The sequence below is a fragment of the Sphingobacterium sp. WM genome (assembly GCF_029542465.1).
Taxonomy (GTDB): Bacteria; Bacteroidota; Bacteroidia; order Sphingobacteriales; family Sphingobacteriaceae; genus Sphingobacterium; species Sphingobacterium cellulitidis.
On record NZ_CP120709.1, the window covers coordinates 1,364,425 to 1,385,711 of the forward strand.

General features: G+C 38.8%; 17 protein-coding genes and 1 pseudogene. 14 read left to right on the forward strand and 4 right to left on the reverse strand.

Annotation, left to right across the window (positions count from 1 at the left end):
- Positions 1-83: 83 nt before the first annotated feature.
- The gene (secDF, locus tag PZ892_RS05830; RefSeq protein WP_277712397.1) at positions 84-3,104 is read right to left on the reverse strand and encodes a protein translocase subunit SecDF; all 3,021 of its coding nucleotides are present in this window, start codon (positions 3,102-3,104) and stop codon (positions 84-86) included.
- 307 nt (positions 3,105-3,411) lie between these two features.
- Here secDF and PZ892_RS05835 point away from each other — a divergent pair, with 307 nt between their 5' ends.
- The gene (locus tag PZ892_RS05835) at positions 3,412-3,762 is read left to right on the forward strand and encodes a DUF4870 domain-containing protein (RefSeq protein WP_094256857.1); all 351 of its coding nucleotides are present in this window, start codon (positions 3,412-3,414) and stop codon (positions 3,760-3,762) included.
- Positions 3,763-3,834: 72 nt separating this feature from the next.
- Here PZ892_RS05835 and PZ892_RS05840 read toward each other — a convergent pair whose 3' ends face one another.
- Complete coding sequence (locus PZ892_RS05840) at positions 3,835-4,302, reverse strand: hypothetical protein (RefSeq protein ID WP_094256858.1); 468 nt, start codon at positions 4,300-4,302, stop codon at positions 3,835-3,837.
- A gap of 211 nt (positions 4,303-4,513) precedes the next feature.
- Between PZ892_RS05840 and guaB the strand changes: the two genes are divergently transcribed.
- The 4 genes from guaB (at position 4,514) to nhaA (ending at position 9,247) form a co-directional block, all read left to right on the forward strand.
- A complete protein-coding gene (gene guaB, locus PZ892_RS05845; protein ID WP_094256859.1) occupies positions 4,514-5,989 on the forward strand; it encodes an IMP dehydrogenase in 1,476 nt (491 codons plus the stop codon).
- 212 nt (positions 5,990-6,201) lie between these two features.
- The gene (locus tag PZ892_RS05850) at positions 6,202-6,327 is read left to right on the forward strand and encodes a 30S ribosomal protein THX (protein WP_094256860.1); all 126 of its coding nucleotides are present in this window, start codon (positions 6,202-6,204) and stop codon (positions 6,325-6,327) included.
- Between the two features lie 307 nt (positions 6,328-6,634).
- Complete coding sequence (locus PZ892_RS05855) at positions 6,635-8,062, forward strand: alanine/glycine:cation symporter family protein (protein WP_277712403.1); 1,428 nt, start codon at positions 6,635-6,637, stop codon at positions 8,060-8,062.
- A gap of 15 nt (positions 8,063-8,077) precedes the next feature.
- Positions 8,078-9,247, forward strand: a complete 1,170-nt coding sequence (gene nhaA / locus PZ892_RS05860) for a Na+/H+ antiporter NhaA (RefSeq protein ID WP_094256863.1) — start codon at positions 8,078-8,080, stop codon at positions 9,245-9,247.
- Positions 9,248-9,285: 38 nt separating this feature from the next.
- Here the strand turns inward: nhaA and PZ892_RS05865 are convergent.
- A pseudogene (locus tag PZ892_RS05865) lies at positions 9,286-10,581 on the reverse strand (DUF389 domain-containing protein).
- Positions 10,582-10,675: 94 nt separating this feature from the next.
- Entirely contained in the window at positions 10,676-11,524 is an 849-nt protein-coding gene (locus tag PZ892_RS05870; RefSeq protein WP_277712406.1) for an AraC family transcriptional regulator, read from the reverse strand.
- 131 nt (positions 11,525-11,655) lie between these two features.
- Here PZ892_RS05870 and fucP point away from each other — a divergent pair, with 131 nt between their 5' ends.
- From fucP to PZ892_RS05915, 9 genes are all read left to right on the forward strand, one after another.
- On the forward strand, positions 11,656-12,906 hold the full coding sequence (gene fucP, locus PZ892_RS05875) for an L-fucose:H+ symporter permease (protein ID WP_094256866.1): 1,251 nt from the start codon (positions 11,656-11,658) through the stop codon (positions 12,904-12,906).
- A gap of 10 nt (positions 12,907-12,916) precedes the next feature.
- A complete protein-coding gene (locus PZ892_RS05880; protein WP_182498946.1) occupies positions 12,917-13,252 on the forward strand; it encodes an L-rhamnose mutarotase in 336 nt (111 codons plus the stop codon).
- Between the two features lie 6 nt (positions 13,253-13,258).
- Positions 13,259-14,923 (forward strand): altronate dehydratase family protein, encoded by a 1,665-nt coding sequence (locus PZ892_RS05885; protein WP_277712409.1) that lies wholly within the window; start codon positions 13,259-13,261, stop codon positions 14,921-14,923.
- A 35-nt stretch (positions 14,924-14,958) separates the two neighbouring features.
- Positions 14,959-15,723, forward strand: coding sequence for an SDR family oxidoreductase (locus tag PZ892_RS05890; protein WP_277712411.1), 765 nt, complete (start codon positions 14,959-14,961; stop codon positions 15,721-15,723).
- A 148-nt stretch (positions 15,724-15,871) separates the two neighbouring features.
- On the forward strand, positions 15,872-16,729 hold the full coding sequence (locus PZ892_RS05895; RefSeq protein ID WP_277712424.1) for a fumarylacetoacetate hydrolase family protein: 858 nt from the start codon (positions 15,872-15,874) through the stop codon (positions 16,727-16,729).
- A gap of 9 nt (positions 16,730-16,738) precedes the next feature.
- Positions 16,739-17,569 (forward strand): amidohydrolase family protein, encoded by an 831-nt coding sequence (locus tag PZ892_RS05900; RefSeq protein WP_277712425.1) that lies wholly within the window; start codon positions 16,739-16,741, stop codon positions 17,567-17,569.
- Between the two features lie 5 nt (positions 17,570-17,574).
- Positions 17,575-18,363 carry an SDR family oxidoreductase gene (locus tag PZ892_RS05905; protein WP_277712427.1) on the forward strand — a complete coding sequence of 263 codons (789 nt, stop codon included), beginning with the start codon at positions 17,575-17,577 and terminating at the stop codon, positions 18,361-18,363.
- 505 nt (positions 18,364-18,868) lie between these two features.
- The gene (locus PZ892_RS05910) at positions 18,869-20,035 is read left to right on the forward strand and encodes a glycoside hydrolase family 172 protein (protein WP_094280485.1); all 1,167 of its coding nucleotides are present in this window, start codon (positions 18,869-18,871) and stop codon (positions 20,033-20,035) included.
- A 5-nt stretch (positions 20,036-20,040) separates the two neighbouring features.
- The gene (locus PZ892_RS05915; protein ID WP_277712429.1) at positions 20,041-21,285 is read left to right on the forward strand and encodes a DUF6786 family protein; all 1,245 of its coding nucleotides are present in this window, start codon (positions 20,041-20,043) and stop codon (positions 21,283-21,285) included.
- Positions 21,286-21,287: the final 2 nt, after the last annotated feature.

Below are 21,287 nucleotides of genomic sequence, written 5' to 3' on the forward strand. Positions count from 1 at the left end.
AATTGGGGAAGGTAATTATTGCTTGCTGAGCAAAAAAAAAGGCCCTGAATAATCAGGGCCTTCTATTTTCAAGGTAGATTTCCTTATGGAGTTACTACTTTTGCTTGTTTTTTGTCTTTTTCTTTAGCTGAATCTGCTAAGTGTTTACCAGCACTTAGGTCATAAATAGCAGGCGCTGCTAGGAAGATTGAAGAGTAAGTTGCTACAACGATACCCACAAGGATAGCGAATGAGAAACCACGGATAACTTCACCACCAAATACAAATAATACAGCTAATACGAAGATTACAGTCAATGAGGTAATCACGGTACGGCTTAATGTAGAGTTAATTGCATTGTTGATAGTTGAACCCATATCTTCATGGTGAGCATTTGGTTTTTTCAAGTATTCACGCAGACGGTCAAATACTACGACTGTATCGTTTACTGAATAACCTAATACAGTTAAGATCGCCGCAACAAAGTGTTGGTCAATATCCAATGAGAAAGGAACAATTCCGTCCAAGATGGAGAATAAACCTAATAAGATGATCGCATCGTGGATAGTTGCAATTGCTGCACCTGCAGAGTATTGCCATTTGTGGAAACGAACCAAGATATAAGCTGCAATCACAAGAATTGAGAAGATTGAAGCATAAATTGCACGATCGCGAATATCACTGGCGATAGTAGGACCTACCTTTTGTTGAGAAAGGATCTCATATTTATTGCCTTGAACTTTGGATAAACCTTCGTTCAATTTTGCTAATACTTGTTTGTCAGCCTCGTCACTTGTTTCTTCGATATGGTAAGAAGTAGTGATTCGTAATTGGTTTTCACTACCAAAAGTTTTTACTTCTGTTGTAGTTCCAAAAATATTATCCAAGTTCTCACGAATCGATTCTGGAGCAACATTTTGGTCATAACGTACTGTATAGGTACGACCACCTTGGAAGTCTACACCGTATGAGAAACCTTTGATCATAATTGCAGCAAATGAAATAATCACGGCAATAATGGAGATCGTATATGCTACTTTTCTCTTCTTGATGAATTGGAAGTTAGCATTCTTCATTGTATGATCAGACCAAGGGAATGACAAAGTGATTTTCATGTCTTTGCTCAACATGTATTCGAAAATCAAACGAGTGATGAAGATTGCAGTGAACAAAGAGGTGATAATACCGATCATTAACGTCGTTGCGAATCCTTGGATTGGTCCTGATCCTGTAAAGAATAAGATTAAACCAACCAAGAAAGTCGTTACTTGGGAGTCAAGGATTGAAGGCATGGCATGTTTATATCCATCAGCAACGATTTGACGAGGGGATTTACCTAGGGCTTTTTCCTCACGCATACGTTCGTAGATAAGTACGTTGGCATCCACCGCCGTACCCATGGTTAACACGATACCTGCAATACCTGGGAGGGTCAGTACAGCATTCAAAGATGCAAGAACACCCATCAAGAAGAACACGTTGAAGATAACTGCGATATTCGCAGCGATACCTGCACGGTTGTAGTAAGCGATCATAAACGCCATTACTACGATAATACCGATAACTGCAGAGTTTACACCGGAGTCAATAGCTACTTGACCTAATGAAGGACCTACGATCGCTTCTTCAACGATTTTAGCTGTTGTAGGAAGTCTACCAGCTTTCAATACGTTAGCTAAGTCTTTGGTATCTTCAATTGTAAAGTTTCCAGAGATTTGAGAGTTACCATTTGGAATTTCTTCATTTACACCTGGCGCAGAGTACACCACACCATCCAATACGATCGCGATAGCATCTCTATTTTGTGCTGCTTGCGCAGTAACACGTTTCCATTGACGCGCACCATCCGCATTCATTTCCATAGAAACGATAGGGCTGTTTTGTTGGTCAAATCCTTCACGTGCATCCGTGATCACTTCACCAGTCATTACAGGACCATTTTCAGTACCTGTAGTTTTGATAGCGTATAAAGAAAGGAAATCTTTAGCGTTGTTTTCAGGTTTTACAGCCCATAACAATTTTAAGTTTCCAGGAATGATAGATTTTACTTCCGGACGAGCGAAGAAAGCATTTACTTTAGCTGTATCTTTTAGGTTCGCATAACCCACTACAGCACCAGGAGCCAATTGTTGTTGTCCGTTTTGGTTGAAAGTTGCAGGGGATAGAACCGCGAATAAAGGATTTTCAGCTAATGCTGTAGCATCAGGTTGAGCTGAAGAATCTGCTTTAGCAGAATCTGTTCCTTTTTGGTTTGCACCTAATTTTGCCAATAAGTTTTCTTCTTTTTTAGTCGTATCAGCAGCTGCAGTCGCAGTAGAATCAGAAGTTACATTAGCAGCAGGTTTATCTGCTTTTAAAGTAGTTGCTAAAGTTCTGTTGATATTTTCTAAAAGTGAATATACTTGAGGATTTTGGTAAGTTTCATAGAATTCCAATTTCGCAGAACCTTGTAAAAGCTTACGAACACGTTCTTCATCGTTTACACCTGGTAGTTCGATTAAGATACGGTTGGTTCCTTGTTGGATTTGAATGTTAGGAGAAGCAACACCGAATTTATCGATACGCGTACGCAAAACTTTATACGAGTTTTGGATTGCGTTGTCAGCTTCTTTATTCAAGAAATTACGTACATCGGATTCAGAGCTGTTACCATTGATGATTGCAGCGTTATCTTTGGTTGCAAAGAAAGATGCAATTTGTGTAGAAGCACCAGTTTCTTTGTACTCGTTTAAAAATAATTCAATTAACGAAGTGTTACTTGTTTTACTTTTTGTTACAGCATTTTCTAATGCTTTGTTGAAGTTTGCATCTTTGGGGTTATCCGCTAGATTGGCAATCAATTCGTTCAATGAAATTTCCATTGTAACGTTCATACCACCTTTAAGATCTAGTCCTAATGCAATTTCATTGGATTTCGCTTCGCGATAGGTGAATTTAGCAATACCTATATTATATACCACCTCACCAGCAATGGAATCTAGGTAGGCTTTTTCTTTAGCCATGTCGCCTTTGGCGTATTCCGCTGCGTCTTTTTCAACTTTTCTAGTTACAAAAGTGAATGATAAGGAGTAGAGGCACGCTAAGGAAACCACTATCACCAAAAATTTAATCAGCCCTTTACTCATTGTCTAATCGTAATAAATTATGGTTTTTATGTTCTTTTTTAAGCTTAATAATATTTTACCAAGATTCGCAAAGGTATAAAAAAATTACATAATGAAAACAGTATATCAAACTTAATACGGAAAAATTTGTTTTTAAATATTTGTTTCATTTTCAGTGGAAATTGTGACCAGTACCTTTGTTAAAGATTTAATAAAATGCCCTGTTTTCAGGGATGTTTTACTGAGTTCTGTATCCCTAAATTTGACCAAGATGTATTTAATAGTGAACATTTCAATCATTAGGCTTACAATTTAATTTAATCACACAATGGAAAGAAACGATTTAAACACAAAAGACATTAAGATTCAGGATAATAAATCCCTTGGGATAATTTCCTATCTAACCTGGGTTGGGTTATTGGTAGCATTTTTAATGAATCGGGATAAGAATGACCCCTATGTTAAATTTCATATCCGACAAAACTTAGGTCTTTTTGCGGTCAGTATCCTTGGGGGATTAGTGAGGTTTATTCCGGGAATTGGCGGGATATTATTATATGTTGTATTTCTGGCTTTATTTATTTTTTGGATTATAGGATTAATTGGCGCAATCAATGGACGAGAGACAGCAGTACCTGTAGTTGGAGGGATGTTTCAAGACTGGTTTAAAGGAGTTTAGAGGAATAAGAAATGGGGAAATAAAAAAGGCTTTTTCAATTGAAAAAGCCTTTTTTATGATTGTTTGAATGGATTATCTTAAGATAAATTTAAATCCTAAGCTGAAACGACCAGCTTCGAAGTTAGATTCATTAGATAAGTTCCACCAAGGTTTCCAATCGAAGTGGATACCAAGTGGAGTAGAAGGGATCTTGTATTCAAGACCAGCTGCTGGACGGATCGCGAAAGCAGAATCATCATTTGCGAAAGCGATTTGAGGACCAACACCTAAGTACCAACCTAAGCCACCAGCACCAGAGAATGGGCGGTTATAAGAGTAATCAACTCCAATCACAGTAAAGTGATCACCGAATAATACTTGAGCTTGACCTGCATTAGCACCACCAAACGAGTGTTTAACTTGAGGACCAAATAAAGTTGGGCCATCGCCTAAGTCAATACCTAGACCGATTGCTGTTTTATAAGGAGTTTGAGCTTTTGCTTCGTTAAAGCCAAAAACTAATGCTGCTGCAGCTGCTAGTGATAGTAATGTCTTTTTCATAAATATTGTGTTAATTAAACTTTAATTTAGTACATGATTAGCAATTAGCTTGCCAAAATTTTAACATAGTTTTAACTATTGTCTAAAATACCTGTTTTTAGGTAAGGTATTGCTAATGTCGATTTTATGTAAATAGTTGTATAGAGTTTTATTATTTTATAAATTTTCGTAAATTTGCCTCGCAAATAGGAAACCCCATTTAATATTTGCTATGCAATTAGATCCACAAAAATTCGTACAAGAAGGACTTACCTACGACGATGTATTATTAATCCCAGCTTACTCGGAAATCTTACCACGTGATGTAGATACAAGTACATTCTTAACAAAGAAAATCAAATTAAATATTCCATTGGTATCAGCAGCTATGGACACAGTTACCGGCGCTGATTTAGCTATTGCGATTGCGCAGGCTGGTGGAATAGGAATGTTACATAAGAACATGACGATCGCTGAACAAGCGGCGGAAGTTCGTAAAGTCAAGCGTTCGGAGAGCGGGATGATTCAAGATCCAGTTACTCTATTGGAGAATGCTACGGTTGGTGATGCTTTTCAGATTATGAAAGATCACAAGATCGGTGGAATCCCGGTGATTAATTTAGAGAATAAATTAGTCGGCATTGTTACAAACCGTGATCTTCGTTTCCAAAAAGACATGACGCGTCCGATCTCTGAGTTGATGACTCACACTGATTTGGTTGTTGCTCCTGAAGGAACAGATTTGATTAAAGCAGAAGAAATTCTTCAAAATCATAAAATAGAAAAATTGCCAGTGGTTGATGCCAATGGGATTTTAAAAGGACTGATTACTTTTAAAGACATTCAGAAATATAAACACTATCCAAATGCTGCTAAAGATGAACATGGACGTTTATTGGTAGGCGCTGCGGTAGGTGTTACTGGAGATACTTTAGAGCGTGTTGAAGCTTTAGTAAAAGCTGGAGTAGATGTTGTTACCATAGACACTGCCCATGGTCACTCTTTAGGTGTTATCAATAAATTAAAAGAAGTAAAAGCAGCATATCCTAATTTACAGGTTATCGTTGGTAATATTGCTACTGGAGATGCCGCTAAAATGTTGGCAGATGCAGGTGCCGATGCGGTTAAAGTTGGTATTGGTCCAGGTTCAATCTGTACAACACGTATCATCGCAGGAGTTGGAGTACCACAGTTATATGCAGTTTATGAAGTTGCAAAAGCATTAAAAGGAACAGGAGTTCCATTGATCGCTGATGGAGGTATCAAACAGACTGGCGATATTGCGAAGGCAATTGCTGCTGGTGCAAACACCATCATGGCAGGTTCATTATTTGCAGGTGTTGAAGAAGCTCCAGGAGAAACGATTCTTTTAGAAGGTAGAAAATTCAAATCTTACCGAGGAATGGGATCTGTTGAGGCGATGGAAAAAGGTTCAAAGGATCGTTATTTCCAAGATGTAGAGGATGATATCAAAAAATTGGTTCCAGAAGGTATTGTAGGTCGTGTTCCTTATAAAGGAACCTTGGCTGAAGTAGTTTACCAATATATTGGTGGATTACGTGCATCAATGGGCTACTGTGGAGCTGCAACAATTGAAAAATTACAAGAAGCTAAATTTGTTCGTATTACAGGTGCAGGATTAAGGGAGTCACATCCGCATAATATCCAAATTACAAAAGAAGCACCTAACTACAACAGTAGAGGATAAGGATATCCGATATGGGGTATAAAAACAGGGTTATGGATTTTCCATAACCCTGTTTTGTTTTTAGAATAGCATGGATTTTACTTTTGTGATTGAAATTTTTGAATGAGGTAAGTTTTAGGTTTGCTGTGTAATTAGTTTTGTAATCTACCTGATTTTTAGTAACTTGAGAATTCGAAACAAATTTTATTTAACAATAACATAAAACTTAGCTTATGGGAAAAGGAGATAAAAAAAGTAGAAGAGGCAAAATAATTATGGGATCTTATGGAAAAAAACGTCCGAGGGATCCTTGGAAAGATAAAACAAGTGCGAAGAGCAGCGAAAAAGAGTCTAAATAAACATATTTTCTGAAATGTAAGAAGCATCTTAAGAAGGTTGATCCGAATTAAGGTGCTTTTTTCTTTTCCAGAATTTGAAACCGGGAAGGATAGAATTGTGTTAATTTTAATAAAAGAGTGGGAAAATAGACCTGAAAATCGATAAATTCTTGAATCCCTTATATTTTCCATTTGAAATATATAGAAAAACTGTGTCAATTCTTTCTATAAAATTAGCGGTTAATATAGAGAGAATCTATGCAAAAATTCGAGAAAGGCTTAGAAGTATTCTATATTTTAGCGGACCTACCAATCTAGGGGCGGATTTATGCAGGAAATTATAGACAAAATTTATAGTATAGTTTGGAGTGATGCCTTAGTGTATCTTTGTTTATTAGCGGGTGTTTATTTTAGTATCCGTTTTAAACTTCCACAACTGATTTACCTCAAGGAGATGGTCCGCTTGCTATTTAAGGGAGGAAGTTCCAAGAAAGGGATTTCATCTTTTCAGGCATTTTCCTTGGCGATTTCTGGTCGTGTGGGTACCGGTAACATAGCCGGTGTGGCAACGGCAATCGGAATGGGAGGCCCAGGAGCCATTTTTTGGATGTGGGTAATCGCATTTCTGGGAAGTTCGTCCGCAATCATAGAAGCCACCTTAGGACAGCTTTATAAAGAAGAAAAAGACGGTCAATACCGAGGCGGACCTGCATACTATATTCAAAAAGGATTAAAGATTAAACTGTTTGCCTGGGTTTTTGCCATCGTAACCATTATCAGTACGGGTTTCTTACTGCCTAGTGTACAGAGTAATAGTATTGCCGTGGCAATGAAATCTGCATTTAATTTTTCACCCGGAATTGTCGGACTTTTCTTAGTTTTATTATTAGGATTTATCATTATCGGTGGAGTGAAGCGAATCAGTAAGGTTGCGGAGTTTGTAGTTCCTTTTATGGCTGGTGCCTATATTCTAATGGCTATTGTCATCATTGTATTAAATATTCAGCAGGTACCTGCGATTTTCAAATTGATATTTCAGTCGGCCTTGAATTTAGAGGCGACTTTTGGTGGGATAGTGGGATCGGCGATTTCATGGGGAGTAAAGCGTGGTATTTACAGCAATGAAGCAGGGCAGGGTACAGCACCACATGCTGCAGCGGCAGCAGAAGTAAGCCATCCCATTAAACAAGGATTGGTTCAAGGGTTTTCCGTTTATGTGGATACCCTATTTGTTTGTACAGCAACAGCCTTAATGATCCTTTTTACAGGTCAGTATAATGTAGTTCATCCAGAGGGTGGTTTTATCGTTCAACATATCCCTGGCATAGAAGCTGGGCCAGAATTTACACAAATGGCTGTTTCGCAGCATTTCCCAAATATAGGTTCGGGATTTATTGCGATTGCATTGATGTTCTTTGCTTTTACAACCATCATGGCTTACTATTACATTGCGGAATGTAATGTAAGTTTCTTGGGAAAGAAAAGAAGTAGGTTGGCGATGATTTGGGTGTTGAGAGCGATGATCTTGGGTTCCGTCTATTTTGGCTGTATCTCGACCGCAAAAATGGCTTGGGATTTAGGAGATATTGGTGTAGGCATGATGGCCTGGTTGAATATGATCGCCATAATTCTATTGCACAATAAGGTGTTGAAACTGTTTAAGGATTACAATCAACAACGGAAAGAAGGAAAAGATCCGGTCTTTAATAATCAGGAGACTAAGTTTTCTGACGTCGAAATTTGGGAGAAAAAATAAATTATATAATTATCTATGGCTAAACTAATTAATCTAAACGCTTTTAAGGATTTCTTTGCTTCCAGTAATGCTGGTGGGATCATGCTCTTTATCTGTGTTATCCTTTCCATGATTTTCGCAAATAGTCCTTTGGCAGGATCGCTTCAAAATCTATTGGACCTACCATTAGGATTCGAAACAGAATCAATTCATTTAAAATACTCGGTTTTATTATGGATCAATGATGGTTTAATGGCGATCTTCTTTCTATTGGTTGGTTTAGAGATCAAGCGTGAAATCGTAGAAGGCGAGTTGTCATCCCCTAAAAAAGCTTCCTTACCGATTTTATGTGCGATTGGCGGGGCGGTTGTGCCGGCATTGATTTATCTTTCATTCAATGCAGGAAAAGAAACAGCTGGCGGCTGGGGGATTCCCATGGCGACAGATATCGCCTTTGCATTGGCGGTGATCAATTTATTGGGAAATCGTATTCCTTCAAGTTTAAAGATCTTTTTGGCAGCATTAGCGATTGTGGATGATTTAATTGCCATCCTCGTTATTGCCTTTTTCTATTCCTCAGGAATTGAATTGACTTATCTTTACTATGCAGTTGCTGGTATGGTGGTATTGATTTTAATGAACAAATTCAATATTCAGAATCCATACCTATATTTGATTCCAGGAGCATTTATTTGGTATTTCGTGCACCATTCAGGGATTCATGCGACTATCGCAGGGGTATTGGTTGCTATGACTATTCCAACCAATGAAACGGATGTAGAATCGCCATTGGAGCGTTTGGAGCATGCATTGACTAAGCCTGTAAACTTCTTGATTATTCCATTGTTTGCCTTTGCAAATACAAATATTACTTTGGAAAGTGAAATGCTTGGTGGATTGACCTCTGGATTGGGATTAGGAATATCCTTAGGATTATTGGTTGGTAAACCGGTAGGTATCTTGTTGACCTCATTTATTTGTACTAAAGCGAAGTTGAGTAGTTTGCCGGAAGGTAGTGAATGGAAACATATCATTGGTGTAGGCTTATTGGCGGGAATTGGATTTACCATGTCAATTTTCATTGCAATCTTATCCTTTAATGATCCGGAGCACGTTTCAGAGGCAAAGCTCTCCATTTTAGTGACATCTTTATTAGCCGGAATATTTGGTTATCTGGCGCTAAATTCTAAAAAGGAATATAAATAATCAAAAAGAGGTAGCTTATTCAGCTACCTCTTTTTGATTTAATTCGTTCGAGCAATTTTGATATTTTCTGTTTGCAATTTGTTTTCGAGCCATTTTTTGAGTTTGGCTGAAACCTCGGGGTTAAGCGGTTTTTGTGCTGTATAGGTAATTGTATTTTGGTAAAAACTACTGTCCGGATTCACTACCACCAATTGCTTTCCTATGCTGAATGGAGCCAATTCAGGAAATAAGATATTAATTTCTTTGATTAAGTCAGAGTCATCAAATGTATAGGTGGAAAGTTCCCTTCTTAGATTCTGTATGGTTACATCCTTTTCCGACACATTTCTAGATTGTTTATTGATCTCGGCAAGGATATCACGTTTTAAATCAGTGCTATCCTGTCTGATTACCAGGTTGGTATTTCCGAGGTTATAGGATAGAAGTTTATTGTTTAGCTCCTTAATTTCCAGGGAATCAAATTTTTTGGCAAGAAAAGCCAATTCTATTTTTTTAGGATTTGCATTGAAATGGGTGTTTTCATAGATTAAGGTGTAGCCCTTACTGGTAAACTCATTTTGAATAAAATTATCTACATTTTGACTGTATTTTTTCTCTTGTAAAAGCAGGTAAGCCAAATAGAAGCTAGGGATCAGAATAACCAAAATCAATGTACTGATAGTTTTGGTAATCTTTTTTTCTCTTTCCTGATCTACGAATTTTACTTTAGGGTATTTCAACAATTTGACAATCAAGAAGGTTGATATACAGATAAAGAAGCAGTTTATGGTGTATAAGTAAAGGGCTCCGCCGAAATAGGATAGATTTCCGATGGCAAGGCCATAACCGGCAGTACAAAGAGGGGGCATGAGGGCAGTTGCGATTGCCACACCCGGGATGGGATTCCCTTTTTCCACCCGTGTTAAAGCGATTACTCCCGCCAAACCACCAAAGAAAGCGATTAAGACATCGTAAATATTCGGGGCGGTTCTGGCTAGTAATTCAGATTACGCGTCTTTAAAAGGGCTTAAAAGAAAATATAGGAAGGAAACAAACAAGCTGACGATGGTTGCAATACCAAGGTTCTTGATGGATTTCTTCAATAAATTAAAATCATATGTTCCAAGTGCAAAGCCGGCACCTACGATTGGTCCCATCAAAGGGGAAATTAACATGGCTCCAATAATAACAGCGGTAGAGTTTACATTTAGACCTACCGAAGCTACCACGATGGCACAGGCAAGAATCCAAACATTAGCACCACGAAAGGAGATGCTCGAGGTTACATTTTCTAACACTTTGTCTTTGGCTTCTTCGCCAAAGTGCAAATTGAAGAATCGATAAAATTTATTCATTGGAGACGTTTTGTAAGCTGCAAAAATATATTTTTCCCTTAAATTGAGAAATGTATTGTTGGATTCGGTAAATTTTTTTTCGAAAGAATGTAGATTAACTTCTAAACTGGCCTGGAGTCATCCCAGTGATAGTTTTAAAGGATTTATGGAAGCTCACGAAGTTGTTGAATCCGGAGTCATAGCAGATCTCCTTCAAATTCAGGTTGTTATTCTTTAGTTGGAAGCAAGCGTGAGAAATTCGTAATTCATTGATGAATTGTACTGGGGTTTTGCCTGTCTTTTGTTTAAAATATCTACAGAAGGAGTTTTCAGTCATTCCGGCGACCTTTGCCAGGTCCTTCAGCATGATTTTATGTTTGTAATTCTGACGGATATAGCCCATTAAACTGTTCATTCTAAATTGATCTTCGGATTGATTTAGGATGGAGTAATTTTCACTAATGAGTTCAACAGAATCTGCTTGTTGGAGAAGGCTAAGACCTTCCAAAAGATGGAATAGTTTGGCTAATCCATTGCTATTTAAGCAACTCTGAATATGTCGATCAAAATCATCATTAGGTTCGACCTGCATTAATTTTCCTTTGAACGATAATTCCAATAAGGGTTTTAGCGAACTTATTTCAGGAGTGTTGACAAAATTTTGGATACCAAAATCATTAATAAAATGAACTACGACACAGTCAATGGGTTCATTTTGATCCTCTTTTGTAGTTTCATCAAATAGCCAATAATGAGGAATCTGGGATGGGATCAATACCACGATGCCGGGTTGAAAACTCTTGATGCGGTCACCCACGAACAAAGTGCCTGATCCTTTTTTGACATACACCAATTCTAGTTCTTCGTGGTAGTGCCAAATGGACTGATGTTTCGGATAATAATCCCTACGCATTTGGAAGCTTTGATTGTGTGATTTTGGAACAGCTAGTTGTTTAATGATCATTGTTGTCGAATTTATTCATAAAAAATGGATATCAAAGGAGAATAATGTTAAAATAGTTTATAAAGAAGGTAATATAGTTCAATACTTTTTAGCTAAATATCTCGTATTTAGATTTTCAATTATAATCCACTATGAACAATCGGAGTAATACGGTAGCTATTATATTAATCACGTCCCTGTTTTTTTTCTGGGGCTTTATTCATAATCTGGACCCAATCCTAATTGCGCACTTAAGAAGTGCCTTTAGCTTGAGTCATTTACAAGCCTCTTTAGTGGATTCCGCAGTTTTTGTGGCTTATTTGGTGATGGGTATTCCGGCCGGACTGATTATGCAGAAATATGGGTATAAGGTTGGGATTTTGGTTGGATTGATTTTGTTTGCTATAGGCTGTTTCTTATTTGTTCCGGCTGCAAACACGATGAGTTATGTGTTCTTTTTGTCGGCATTGTTTGTTGTAGCCTGTGGGATAACCATCCTAGAAACGGCAGCAAATCCATATATGACTGTTTTGGGAGATCCCAATACGGCAACTCAGCGGTTGAATTTTGCACAATCATTTAATGGATTAGCTGCTTTTGTTGCTCCAATTGTAGGGGGGAAGTTTATTTTGGCGGAGGACCCCAAGACTGTAGAGCAGGTTGCGGCATTGTCGGATGTAGAGCGATTAGCATATATTCAAACCGAAACGGCTGTGGTCAAGGGACCTTATGTGATATTAGGGGTTATCATTTTATTGGTAGCCATCATATTCTTTTTCATCAAACTTCCAGAAGTTAAAGATGAAGAAGAGGGTGGAACAAGCTTTATTAAAGCATTGCGCCATAAAAATGTGATGTGGGCTGTTTTAGCGCAGTTTTTCTATATTGGCGCTCAGGTTTGTGTTTTGAGTTTCTTAATTGTGTATGCCGTTGAGGTTTCAGGTATTGAAGCGAAAGAGGCAAAATATTATGCCGGAGTAGCAGGTTTGATGTTTATGTTGGGGAGATTCGTTGGAACATTCTTTATGCGATATATCGCTCCATCAAAATTATTGTTATACTATGCCGGAATTGCAACGCTATTGACCTTAGTTTGCATTTTTGGAAGTGGAAAGCTAACTATGTACAGTATGGTTGCTATCGCATTTTTCATGTCCATTATGTTCCCTACGATCTTTGCGATTGGCGTTGAAGGAACTGGAAGTGATACCAAGTCAGCATCAAGTTTGATTATTATGTCAATTGTTGGTGGAGCATTATTGCCACCAGTATTGGGCTATGTATCGGACTTAACCGGCAATATGCAATACGGATATTTTGTAGTTTTGGTTTGTTTCTTGGTTGTGGCGTTATTTGCTTCTCAAAACAAGAGTAATAACCTGGCTGTTAAACAAGGACATTGAGAATAAATATATGAGTAATAAAAGATATGCTTTAGCATTGGATCTTGTTGATGACCCGACGATGATCGCTGAGTATGAGGATCATCATAGGCGAGTTTCTAACGAAATAAAGAAATCAATAACCGATGCTGGTATCACAGTGATGGATATATATCGCTTTGGTAATCGGTTGTTTATGATTATGGAAGTGGATGAAACCTTTAGCTTTGAGCGTAAAGATCAGATGGATGCTGAGAACCCTGCTGTACAGGTTTGGGAGCAATTAATGTGGAAATATCAGCAGTCCATACCAGGGTCGAAGCCTGGTGAAAAGTGGGTAATGATGGAACAAATATTTGAATTATAAAATCAAATGGAAAAAGAGAGATTGGAATTTTTACAAATCCATCCAAAAGATAATGTATTAGTAGCGCTACGAGATTTAGTAGCGGGTTATACCTTGAAATTTCAAGGTAAGGAAGTTGTTTTGAAAAGAGCAGTATCGGCAAAGCACAAGTTTACGATTGAACCTATGAAGAAGGATTCTGAGGTTTACATGTATGGTGTTTTGGTGGGGAAGGTAAATGAAGATCTGGATGCAGGGGAGCTGCTGGATGTGCATAATTTACGTCATGCTGCGGAGGACTTTAAGTTAGGTGAGAGAAAGTTAGAATGGGTTCAACCGGATGTTTCGGCATTTAAAGAACGCAGTTTTAAGGGTTTTCACCGTAGTAATGGTCTGGTTGGAACTGCCAATTATTGGTTGGTTATTCCCCTGGTATTTTGCGAAAACAGGAATGTATTGACCTTGAAATCAGCATTGGAGGAGAAGTTAGGGTATAAGGTTGAATCGAAGGACTATTCCGATGAGGTAGATGAGTTGATTTCCAAATATAAAAATGGAGCTTCTGTAGATGAATTGATGGCGGTTGATTTAAGTACTGCACGGGCCAACAAGGGCAAGAACAAGCTTTTTCCGAATGTGGATGGGGTTAAGTTCTTGAATCATGACATGGGTTGTGGTGGAACGAGGATGGATTCGGATGCTTTATGTGGATTGCTAGCAGGGTATATCACCCATCCTAATGTTGCGGGAGCGACCGTATTGAGTTTGGGATGCCAACATGCGCAAGCTTCGATTCTGAAGGCTGAAATTGCGAAACGGGATCTGGAGTTCGATAAGCCATTGTTTGTTTTTGAACAACAGTTTGAAGGAACTGAACAGGAATTGATGCAAAAAGCTATCAAATCTACGTTTACAGGTTTGGTTCAAGCGAATAAATTGGAAAGAACCCCTGCAGGGTTGGATAAATTATGTATTGGTTTGGAATGTGGAGGTTCAGATGGATTTTCAGGGATTTCTGCCAATCCTACCTTGGGATATCTTTCTGATATGATGGTGACTTTGGGAGGTTCAGTAATCTTATCTGAGTTTCCGGAGCTTTGTGGAGTGGAGCAAGAGTTGAGTGATCGTTGCATAGACGAACCTACCGCTGAGAAGTTTATCCACTTAATGCGAACTTATAATGCGAAAGCAGAGGCTGATGGTTCAGGTTTTTACATGAATCCATCGCCAGGAAATATACGGGATGGATTGATTACTGATGCGATTAAATCAGCCGGAGCAGCTAAAAAGGGTGGAACATCCCCAGTTGCTGCGGTTGTGGATTATCCAGAGTTGGCAAATCAACCCGGGTTGAATTTACTTTGTACCCCAGGAAATGACGTAGAGAGTACCACGGCGGAGGTTGCTGCCGGTGCGAATATAGTTTTGTTCACAACAGGATTAGGTACGCCGACTGGTAACCCGATTAGCCCGGTGATCAAAGTGGCTTCGAATACCAAGGTGTTCAATAAAATGAATGATGCCATCGATTTAAATTGCGGGACCATCATTGACGGCGAAGAAAGTATTGCTGAGGCGGCACATCGGATTTTGGAATACGTCATTGCAGTAGCAAGTGGCGAGGTTACTGCCAAAGCGGTGAAGCTTGGGCAGGATGATTTTATTCCTTGGAGACGTGGAGTTTCACTTTAAAATGTAATAATTAAAATACTATAATACAATATAATATGTCTAGGTTAAAAGATAAGGTAGCCATTGTGACCGGAGGAGGAAGCGGAATTGGACGAGCGATTTCAACCTTGTTTGCCAAGGAGGGAGCGACAGTCCATATTTTGGATTTGAATCCTACAGGTGCAGAAGATACGAAGGCTGATATTGAGTCGCAAGGCGGGAAATGTGAGATCCATACCTGTAATGTGAGTCAGCAGGCGGAGGTTCTGGAAACAGTCAAGCAAATTGGCAGAATTGATATCTTGGTGAATAATGCTGGTATTGCCCATGTAGGAAAGCTTGAGAACTGTTCTTCGGATGATTTTGATAGAATATACCAAGTGAATGTAAAAGGCGCTTATAACGCTTTATTTGCGGTCGTTCCGGTTATGAAAGCAAATGCTGGTGGTGCCATCTTAAATTTAGCTTCCATAGCGACATTGGTTGGTATACCAGATCGTTTTGCTTATTCGATGAGTAAAGGGGCAATTTACGCTATGAGTTTGTCGGTAGCCAAAGATTATTTGAAGGATAATATTCGTTCGAATTCAATTTCACCAGCGCGTGTTCATACGCCGTTTGTGGATGGGTTTATTGCGAAGAATTATCCGGGTCAAGAGGCGGAAATGTTTGAGAAATTATCGCAAACCCAACCGATTGGTCGGATGGCGCAGCCAGAGGAAATTGCAAAATTGGCTTTATTTCTTTGTTCAGATGATGCTAGCTTTATCACTGGTAATGACTATGCTATCGATGGTGGATTTGTTAAATTGAATAATTAGATCTTAAACCAATATGTTGGAGTTGATTAGATCGACCAGCATTTATTCAGCTTACAATCTAATATTGGCTTAATATATTTTTTACAGGATAGAGGTTTAGGTTTAAGACTTTAGGGGCCTAAATCGCATATCGAAATACTTTTTACATATGAAATTAATTAGATACGGAGATTCAGGAAGAGAGAAAATCGGAGTTCATATTGATGGTAAGAACTATGATGTTTCAGCATTTGGCGGAGATTATAATGAGGAGTTCTTCACGGATAATGGTTTGGAGCGATTGGAGGAGTTTGTAAAGGCGAACCATGGTAAGTTGATTGAGATTCCAGCAGATAGCCGAATTGGAGCTCCATTCGCAAGACCTTCAAAAATTGTTTGTATTGGATTGAACTATTTGGATCATGCCAATGAAACAGGGGCAAAGATTCCAGAAGAACCAATCATCTTTATGAAGTCTACAACCGCCTTGGTTGGACCTAACGATCAGGTAATGATTCCTAGGAATTCTGTGAAGACGGATTGGGAAGTGGAGTTCTGTATAGTAATCGGTAAGAAAGCATCTTATGTAGATGAGTCTGAAGCATTGGATTACGTTTGTGGCTATGTTTTGCATAATGATGTTTCGGAGCGTGAATTCCAAATAGAGCGTGGTGGTACATGGGATAAAGGGAAGGGTTGTGATACGTTTGCTCCAATGGGACCTTATATGACCACTTCGGATGAAATTCCTGATATCAATAATGTGAAATTATGGTTGAAGGTGAATGGAAAGACTTACCAGGATGGAAATACTTCAAACCTGATCTTCAATGTTCCATTTGTGGTTTCTTATGTTTCTCAATTCATGACTTTGTTGCCTGGGGATGTTATTTCCACTGGAACACCAGCAGGAGTAGGTTTAGGGTTCAATCCGCCAATTTATTTGCAACCTGGAGATGTTATTGAATTAGGTGCAGATCATTTAGGTGAACAACGTCAGGAAGTTATTGCATTTCAAAAATCATAATCCATTGTTATGAGAATAGATACTCATCAGCATTTTTGGCTTTATCATCCTGAGAAGGATGCTTGGATTACCGATGAAATGTCGGCGATCCAGCGGAATTTTTTGCCCAATGATATCTCTGGAACCCTGAAGGAATTAGGTTTCGATGGGGTCGTAGCTGTTCAAGCGGATCAGTCGCATCGGGAAACAGAGTTTCTATTGGAGTTAGCTCAGGTTTATAAACTGATTAAGGGAATTGTAGGTTGGGTTGATTTACGGTCAGAAAGGGTTGAGGAGTATCTTGAAAATTTCTCGAAACATGAGGTTATCAAAGGGTTCAGACATGTTGTTGAAGGGGAGGATGATCCGGATTTTCTGAATAGAGATGAGTTCTTGCGAGGGATTGCAGCTCTAACGAAATATGGTTATACCTATGATTTGTTGCTTCGACCAAGGCATTATCAGAGTTCCTTGGTTTGTGTGGCAGCAAATCCGAAACAGGCATTTGTGCTGGACCATATCGCTAAGCCGCCCATCAAGTCTCAGGAATTTAGAGATTGGGCTAAATATATCGAGGATTTGGCTGCTTTTCCCAATGTACATTGTAAGATTTCCGGACTTGGGACGGAGGCTGATTGGAAGAACTGGAAGCTGGATCATTTCACAGAGTATTTAGACCATGTGATAAGATGTTTTGGAAAGGATAGATTGATGGTTGGTTCGGATTGGCCGGTGTGCTTGTTGGCTGGTAGTTATGAGGATGCCTTGCGGATTGTTGAGCATCGTTTGGGAGATTTCAGTGAGTCAGAACTGAAAGGTTTTTGGGGTGATAATGCGGTGAAATTCTATAGTTTAAAATAGTTTATATGAACTTAAATTTAAAAGGTAAAGTAGTATTGGTTACAGGCGGTGCTAAGGGAATTGGAAAAGGTATCGTCGAGATGTTGGCTGAGGAAGGTGCTATTCCGGTAATCATCGGCCGAAAAGAAAAAGATAATGCTTTAGTGGTAGCAGAGTTGGCGGAGAAAGGCTTTCAGTCCCTGGGAGTAGTGGCCGAATTGACGAAGCCTGAAGACTGTAAAATTGCAGTTGAACAAGTTGTTTCTCAATTAGGCAAGATAGATGCTTTGGTAAACAATGCCGGACTGAATGATGGAGTTAGCTTGGAAGATGGGGATTATGATTCATTCGTAAAATCTTTGCATAATAGCTTGGTGCATTATTATTTGATGGCCCATTATTGCTTGCCTGAACTAAAGAAAAATAAAGGAACGATATTAAATATTACTTCCAAGACTGCCGAAACAGGGCAGGGCGGAACGTCAGGGTATGCGGCTTCAAATGGCGGTAGGAATGCTCTAACTCGGGAGTGGGCAGTGGAATTATTGCCTTATTCCATCCGAGTAAATGCTATTGTTGTTGCTGAAAGCATGACTCCACAGTATGAAAATTGGATTAAAACCATTCCAAATCCGGAGGAAACCTTAAAGAAAATAACGAGTAGAATTCCGCTGGAGAATAGAATGACGACCGTTGAAGAAATTGCGAATATGGCAGTATTCTTAATTTCGGATCGATCGAGTCATACCACGGGTCAACTTATTCATGTGGACGGAGGCTATGTTCACTTGGATCGAGCCTTGATTAATGATTAAAATTCATTTACTACCTTTTGTAAACGACCAGGAGCTGCTTTGAGTAAAATGCAGCTCTTTTTATTTCTCTCCCCACTCAATTGGAACCATCCCGACATTAATGTTTTTCGGGAAGTGGAAATGGTAAGATGATTTTGTGATTTTGATTTTTTAAATTGTTACAAAAAAGAACTATTTCTCAAAAATGTTGTTTTATTTAAAATAACCTAAGATTTCTTATTCTTTTTCCCTTCGAAATACTGATAATTTATTGATTAATGATTAAAAAATATTGGAATTTATTTTGATATTAAACGTTTAAGCATTAACATTGTGTAATTATAAACTTAAAAGTATCACAGCTTTATTAAAGAAATCATTTGCAACAATGATTTGATTTTTGCCTAATTGCTTAAACGTTTAAAGCATGATAAAGCATTCCTTCTAACCGGGAAAATAAGCTTGCTCTTTCAAGTTGAAGATTGATTCCAATTAAACATGTGAATAATCAACTAATACATAAATCATGAAAATAAAATTATTATTAGCTTCCTTATTACTCAGTGGTATGACCTATGCCCAGCAAAAGCCTCAATTTAATGGGATTGATATGAATATGGGAACTTTGTCCAAGCTTTCAAATGCGAAGACCAGATCGATCAGTCCGGAGAATTTTACGGGTGAAAAAGGGAAAGGGGGCATGGCCGATCCAGCGAAGCAAGCTGGGCAGAAGAATGTTGCAAATGCGTCCCATGCATCCAGAGAATTGGGCGTTGGCTGGAAAGTGAATCCTTATATAACCATTCAACCTGGAGAAACCTTTACCATGGCTGAAATCAATGAGTCAGGGGTAATTCAGCATATGTGGATGACGCCAACCGGGAATTGGAATCATACTATTTTTAGAATTTATTGGGATGGAGAGTCCAATCCATCTGTAGAATCTCCTGTAGGTCCATTTTTTGGAATGGCTTGGCATCGTTTTGCACCATTGAATAGTTTGGCCATCACCGTGAACCCGGGTAGTGCGTTTAATTCTTACTGGAAAATGCCATTCCGGAAGAGTTGCAAGATCACGATGGAGAATATTTCCGGTGAGCCCATGAACCTTTATTACCAAATCGATTATACAGTTACAGAGGTGCCTGAGGATGAGGCCTATTTTCATGCCCAATATCGTCGTTCAAACCCTACCCAAGGGTCATTGCATACCATTATTGATGGAATAAAAGGCAAAGGACAATATGTAGGAACCTATTTAGCAGTAGGAGTGAACAATATCGGCTGGTGGGGAGAAGGTGAAATCAAGTTCTTTATGGATGGAGATAAAGATTATGCTACCATCGTAGGAACTGGGTTGGAGGATTATTTCTGTGGTTCATACAATTTTGAAAATAAAGCAACTCGACAATATCAAGAATATTCGACGCCATATGCAGGACTTCATCAAGTCATACGTCCTGATGGTGTTTATGAGTCTCAGCAAAGGTTTGGGATGTACCGTTGGCATATTTTGGATCCAGTTAGATTCGATGGTGATTTAAAGGTTACCATTCAGGATTTGGGCTGGCGATCAGAAGGTCGGTACCTTCCTCAGAAATCAGATATGATCTCTGTAGCGTACTGGTATCAAGCAGAGCCGCATGGTAAGTTCCCGAATCTTCCTTCCAAAAATGATTTAGAAGTAAACTAATATCTATGAAAAAAACATTGGTATATGCGTTAATGGGGGCATCAGCAGTCATGATGGCTAGCTCCTGTCAACAAAATAAGAAAAGTGATTCATCAACCGAGAAAACAGTGAATACAACATATAAAGCAGGTCAATTCGGATATGATCTACAATTTTTACAAAAATACGATAGCGTATTGATTTTGAGTAATGAGAGTGGTTTAGGCCAGATTTTGGTTTCCCCGAAATATCAAGGTAAAGTATTTACTTCCACAGCTGATGGACCAGATGGAAAAAGCTTTGGTTGGGTGAATTATAAAGCATTTTCAGCTCCAGTTGATCCGCACATGAATGCCTATGGTGGTGAAGATCGTTTATGGTTAGGGCCTGAAGGTGGTCCATTTTCATTGTACTTTGAAAAAGGCAATGAAATGGTTTATGACTATTGGAAAACACCTAGCGCTATCGATACGGAAGCATGGACCTTGCTGTCATCAAATGGAAACTCGGCTAGCATGGAAAAAACTGCGGAGTTAAAGAATTATGCAGGAACCGTATTAACGATGAAATTAAATCGTGAGGTCAAGATGCTTAGTAATTCCCAAATCGAATCAGATTTAGGAATCCAATTGAATGATCAAATCAAATCTGTAGGTTTTAGTACGTTGAATGGAATCACCAACACGGGTAAGGAAGCTTGGACGAAAGAAACAGGTGCGCCTTGTCTATGGAGTTTAGATATGTTTATGCCATCAGACAGCACGGTTATTTTGGTGCCGTATCAAGAAGCAGCGAAGGGAAAGGTGGCAACAACGGATTATTTCGGAGAAATCGATAAAGATCGAATCAGCTATAAGGATGGAATATTGTACTTCAAAGCCGATGGTAAGTCTCGTGGCAAACTTGGGCTTTCGCCAGCACGTGCTAAAACCATTGCTGGGAGCTATGATTTAGAGCATGGTGTATTAACGGTGACGAAGTTTTCTGTTGATCCCAGTAAGACTTATCTGAATCAAGAATGGACAACTGAAAAAGATCCATTCCTAGGCGATGCTGTGAATGCCTATAATGATGGACCATTGGAAGATGGAGGTCAGATGGGGCCATTTTATGAAATTGAAAGTGTCTCACCTGCTGCATTCTTAAAGCCTTCGGAAAAGCTGGAACATACGCATAATGTCTATCATTTTATTGGAGATAAAGAGCAAATAGCTAGTTTGTTAAAAACGTTATTTAATATAACTGTTCAAGATATTCAATCTGCATTTTAAAG

Excerpts from the sequence above, each read along its gene's own strand:
- secDF (WP_277712397.1), bottom strand. The coding sequence starts at position 3,104 with ATGAGTAAAGGGCTGATTAAATTTTTGGTGATAGTGGTTTCCTTAGCG.
- PZ892_RS05835 (WP_094256857.1), top strand. The coding sequence starts at position 3,412 with ATGGAAAGAAACGATTTAAACACAAAAGACATTAAGATTCAGGATAAT.
- PZ892_RS05840 (WP_094256858.1), bottom strand. The coding sequence starts at position 4,302 with ATGAAAAAGACATTACTATCACTAGCAGCTGCAGCAGCATTAGTTTTT.
- guaB (WP_094256859.1), top strand. The coding sequence starts at position 4,514 with ATGCAATTAGATCCACAAAAATTCGTACAAGAAGGACTTACCTACGAC.
- PZ892_RS05850 (WP_094256860.1), top strand. The coding sequence starts at position 6,202 with ATGGGAAAAGGAGATAAAAAAAGTAGAAGAGGCAAAATAATTATGGGA.
- PZ892_RS05855 (WP_277712403.1), top strand. The coding sequence starts at position 6,635 with ATGCAGGAAATTATAGACAAAATTTATAGTATAGTTTGGAGTGATGCC.
- nhaA (WP_094256863.1), top strand. The coding sequence starts at position 8,078 with ATGGCTAAACTAATTAATCTAAACGCTTTTAAGGATTTCTTTGCTTCC.
- PZ892_RS05870 (WP_277712406.1), bottom strand. The coding sequence starts at position 11,524 with ATGATCATTAAACAACTAGCTGTTCCAAAATCACACAATCAAAGCTTC.
- fucP (WP_094256866.1), top strand. The coding sequence starts at position 11,656 with ATGAACAATCGGAGTAATACGGTAGCTATTATATTAATCACGTCCCTG.
- PZ892_RS05880 (WP_182498946.1), top strand. The coding sequence starts at position 12,917 with ATGAGTAATAAAAGATATGCTTTAGCATTGGATCTTGTTGATGACCCG.
- PZ892_RS05885 (WP_277712409.1), top strand. The coding sequence starts at position 13,259 with ATGGAAAAAGAGAGATTGGAATTTTTACAAATCCATCCAAAAGATAAT.
- PZ892_RS05890 (WP_277712411.1), top strand. The coding sequence starts at position 14,959 with ATGTCTAGGTTAAAAGATAAGGTAGCCATTGTGACCGGAGGAGGAAGC.
- PZ892_RS05895 (WP_277712424.1), top strand. The coding sequence starts at position 15,872 with ATGAAATTAATTAGATACGGAGATTCAGGAAGAGAGAAAATCGGAGTT.
- PZ892_RS05900 (WP_277712425.1), top strand. The coding sequence starts at position 16,739 with ATGAGAATAGATACTCATCAGCATTTTTGGCTTTATCATCCTGAGAAG.
- PZ892_RS05905 (WP_277712427.1), top strand. The coding sequence starts at position 17,575 with ATGAACTTAAATTTAAAAGGTAAAGTAGTATTGGTTACAGGCGGTGCT.
- PZ892_RS05910 (WP_094280485.1), top strand. The coding sequence starts at position 18,869 with ATGAAAATAAAATTATTATTAGCTTCCTTATTACTCAGTGGTATGACC.
- PZ892_RS05915 (WP_277712429.1), top strand. The coding sequence starts at position 20,041 with ATGAAAAAAACATTGGTATATGCGTTAATGGGGGCATCAGCAGTCATG.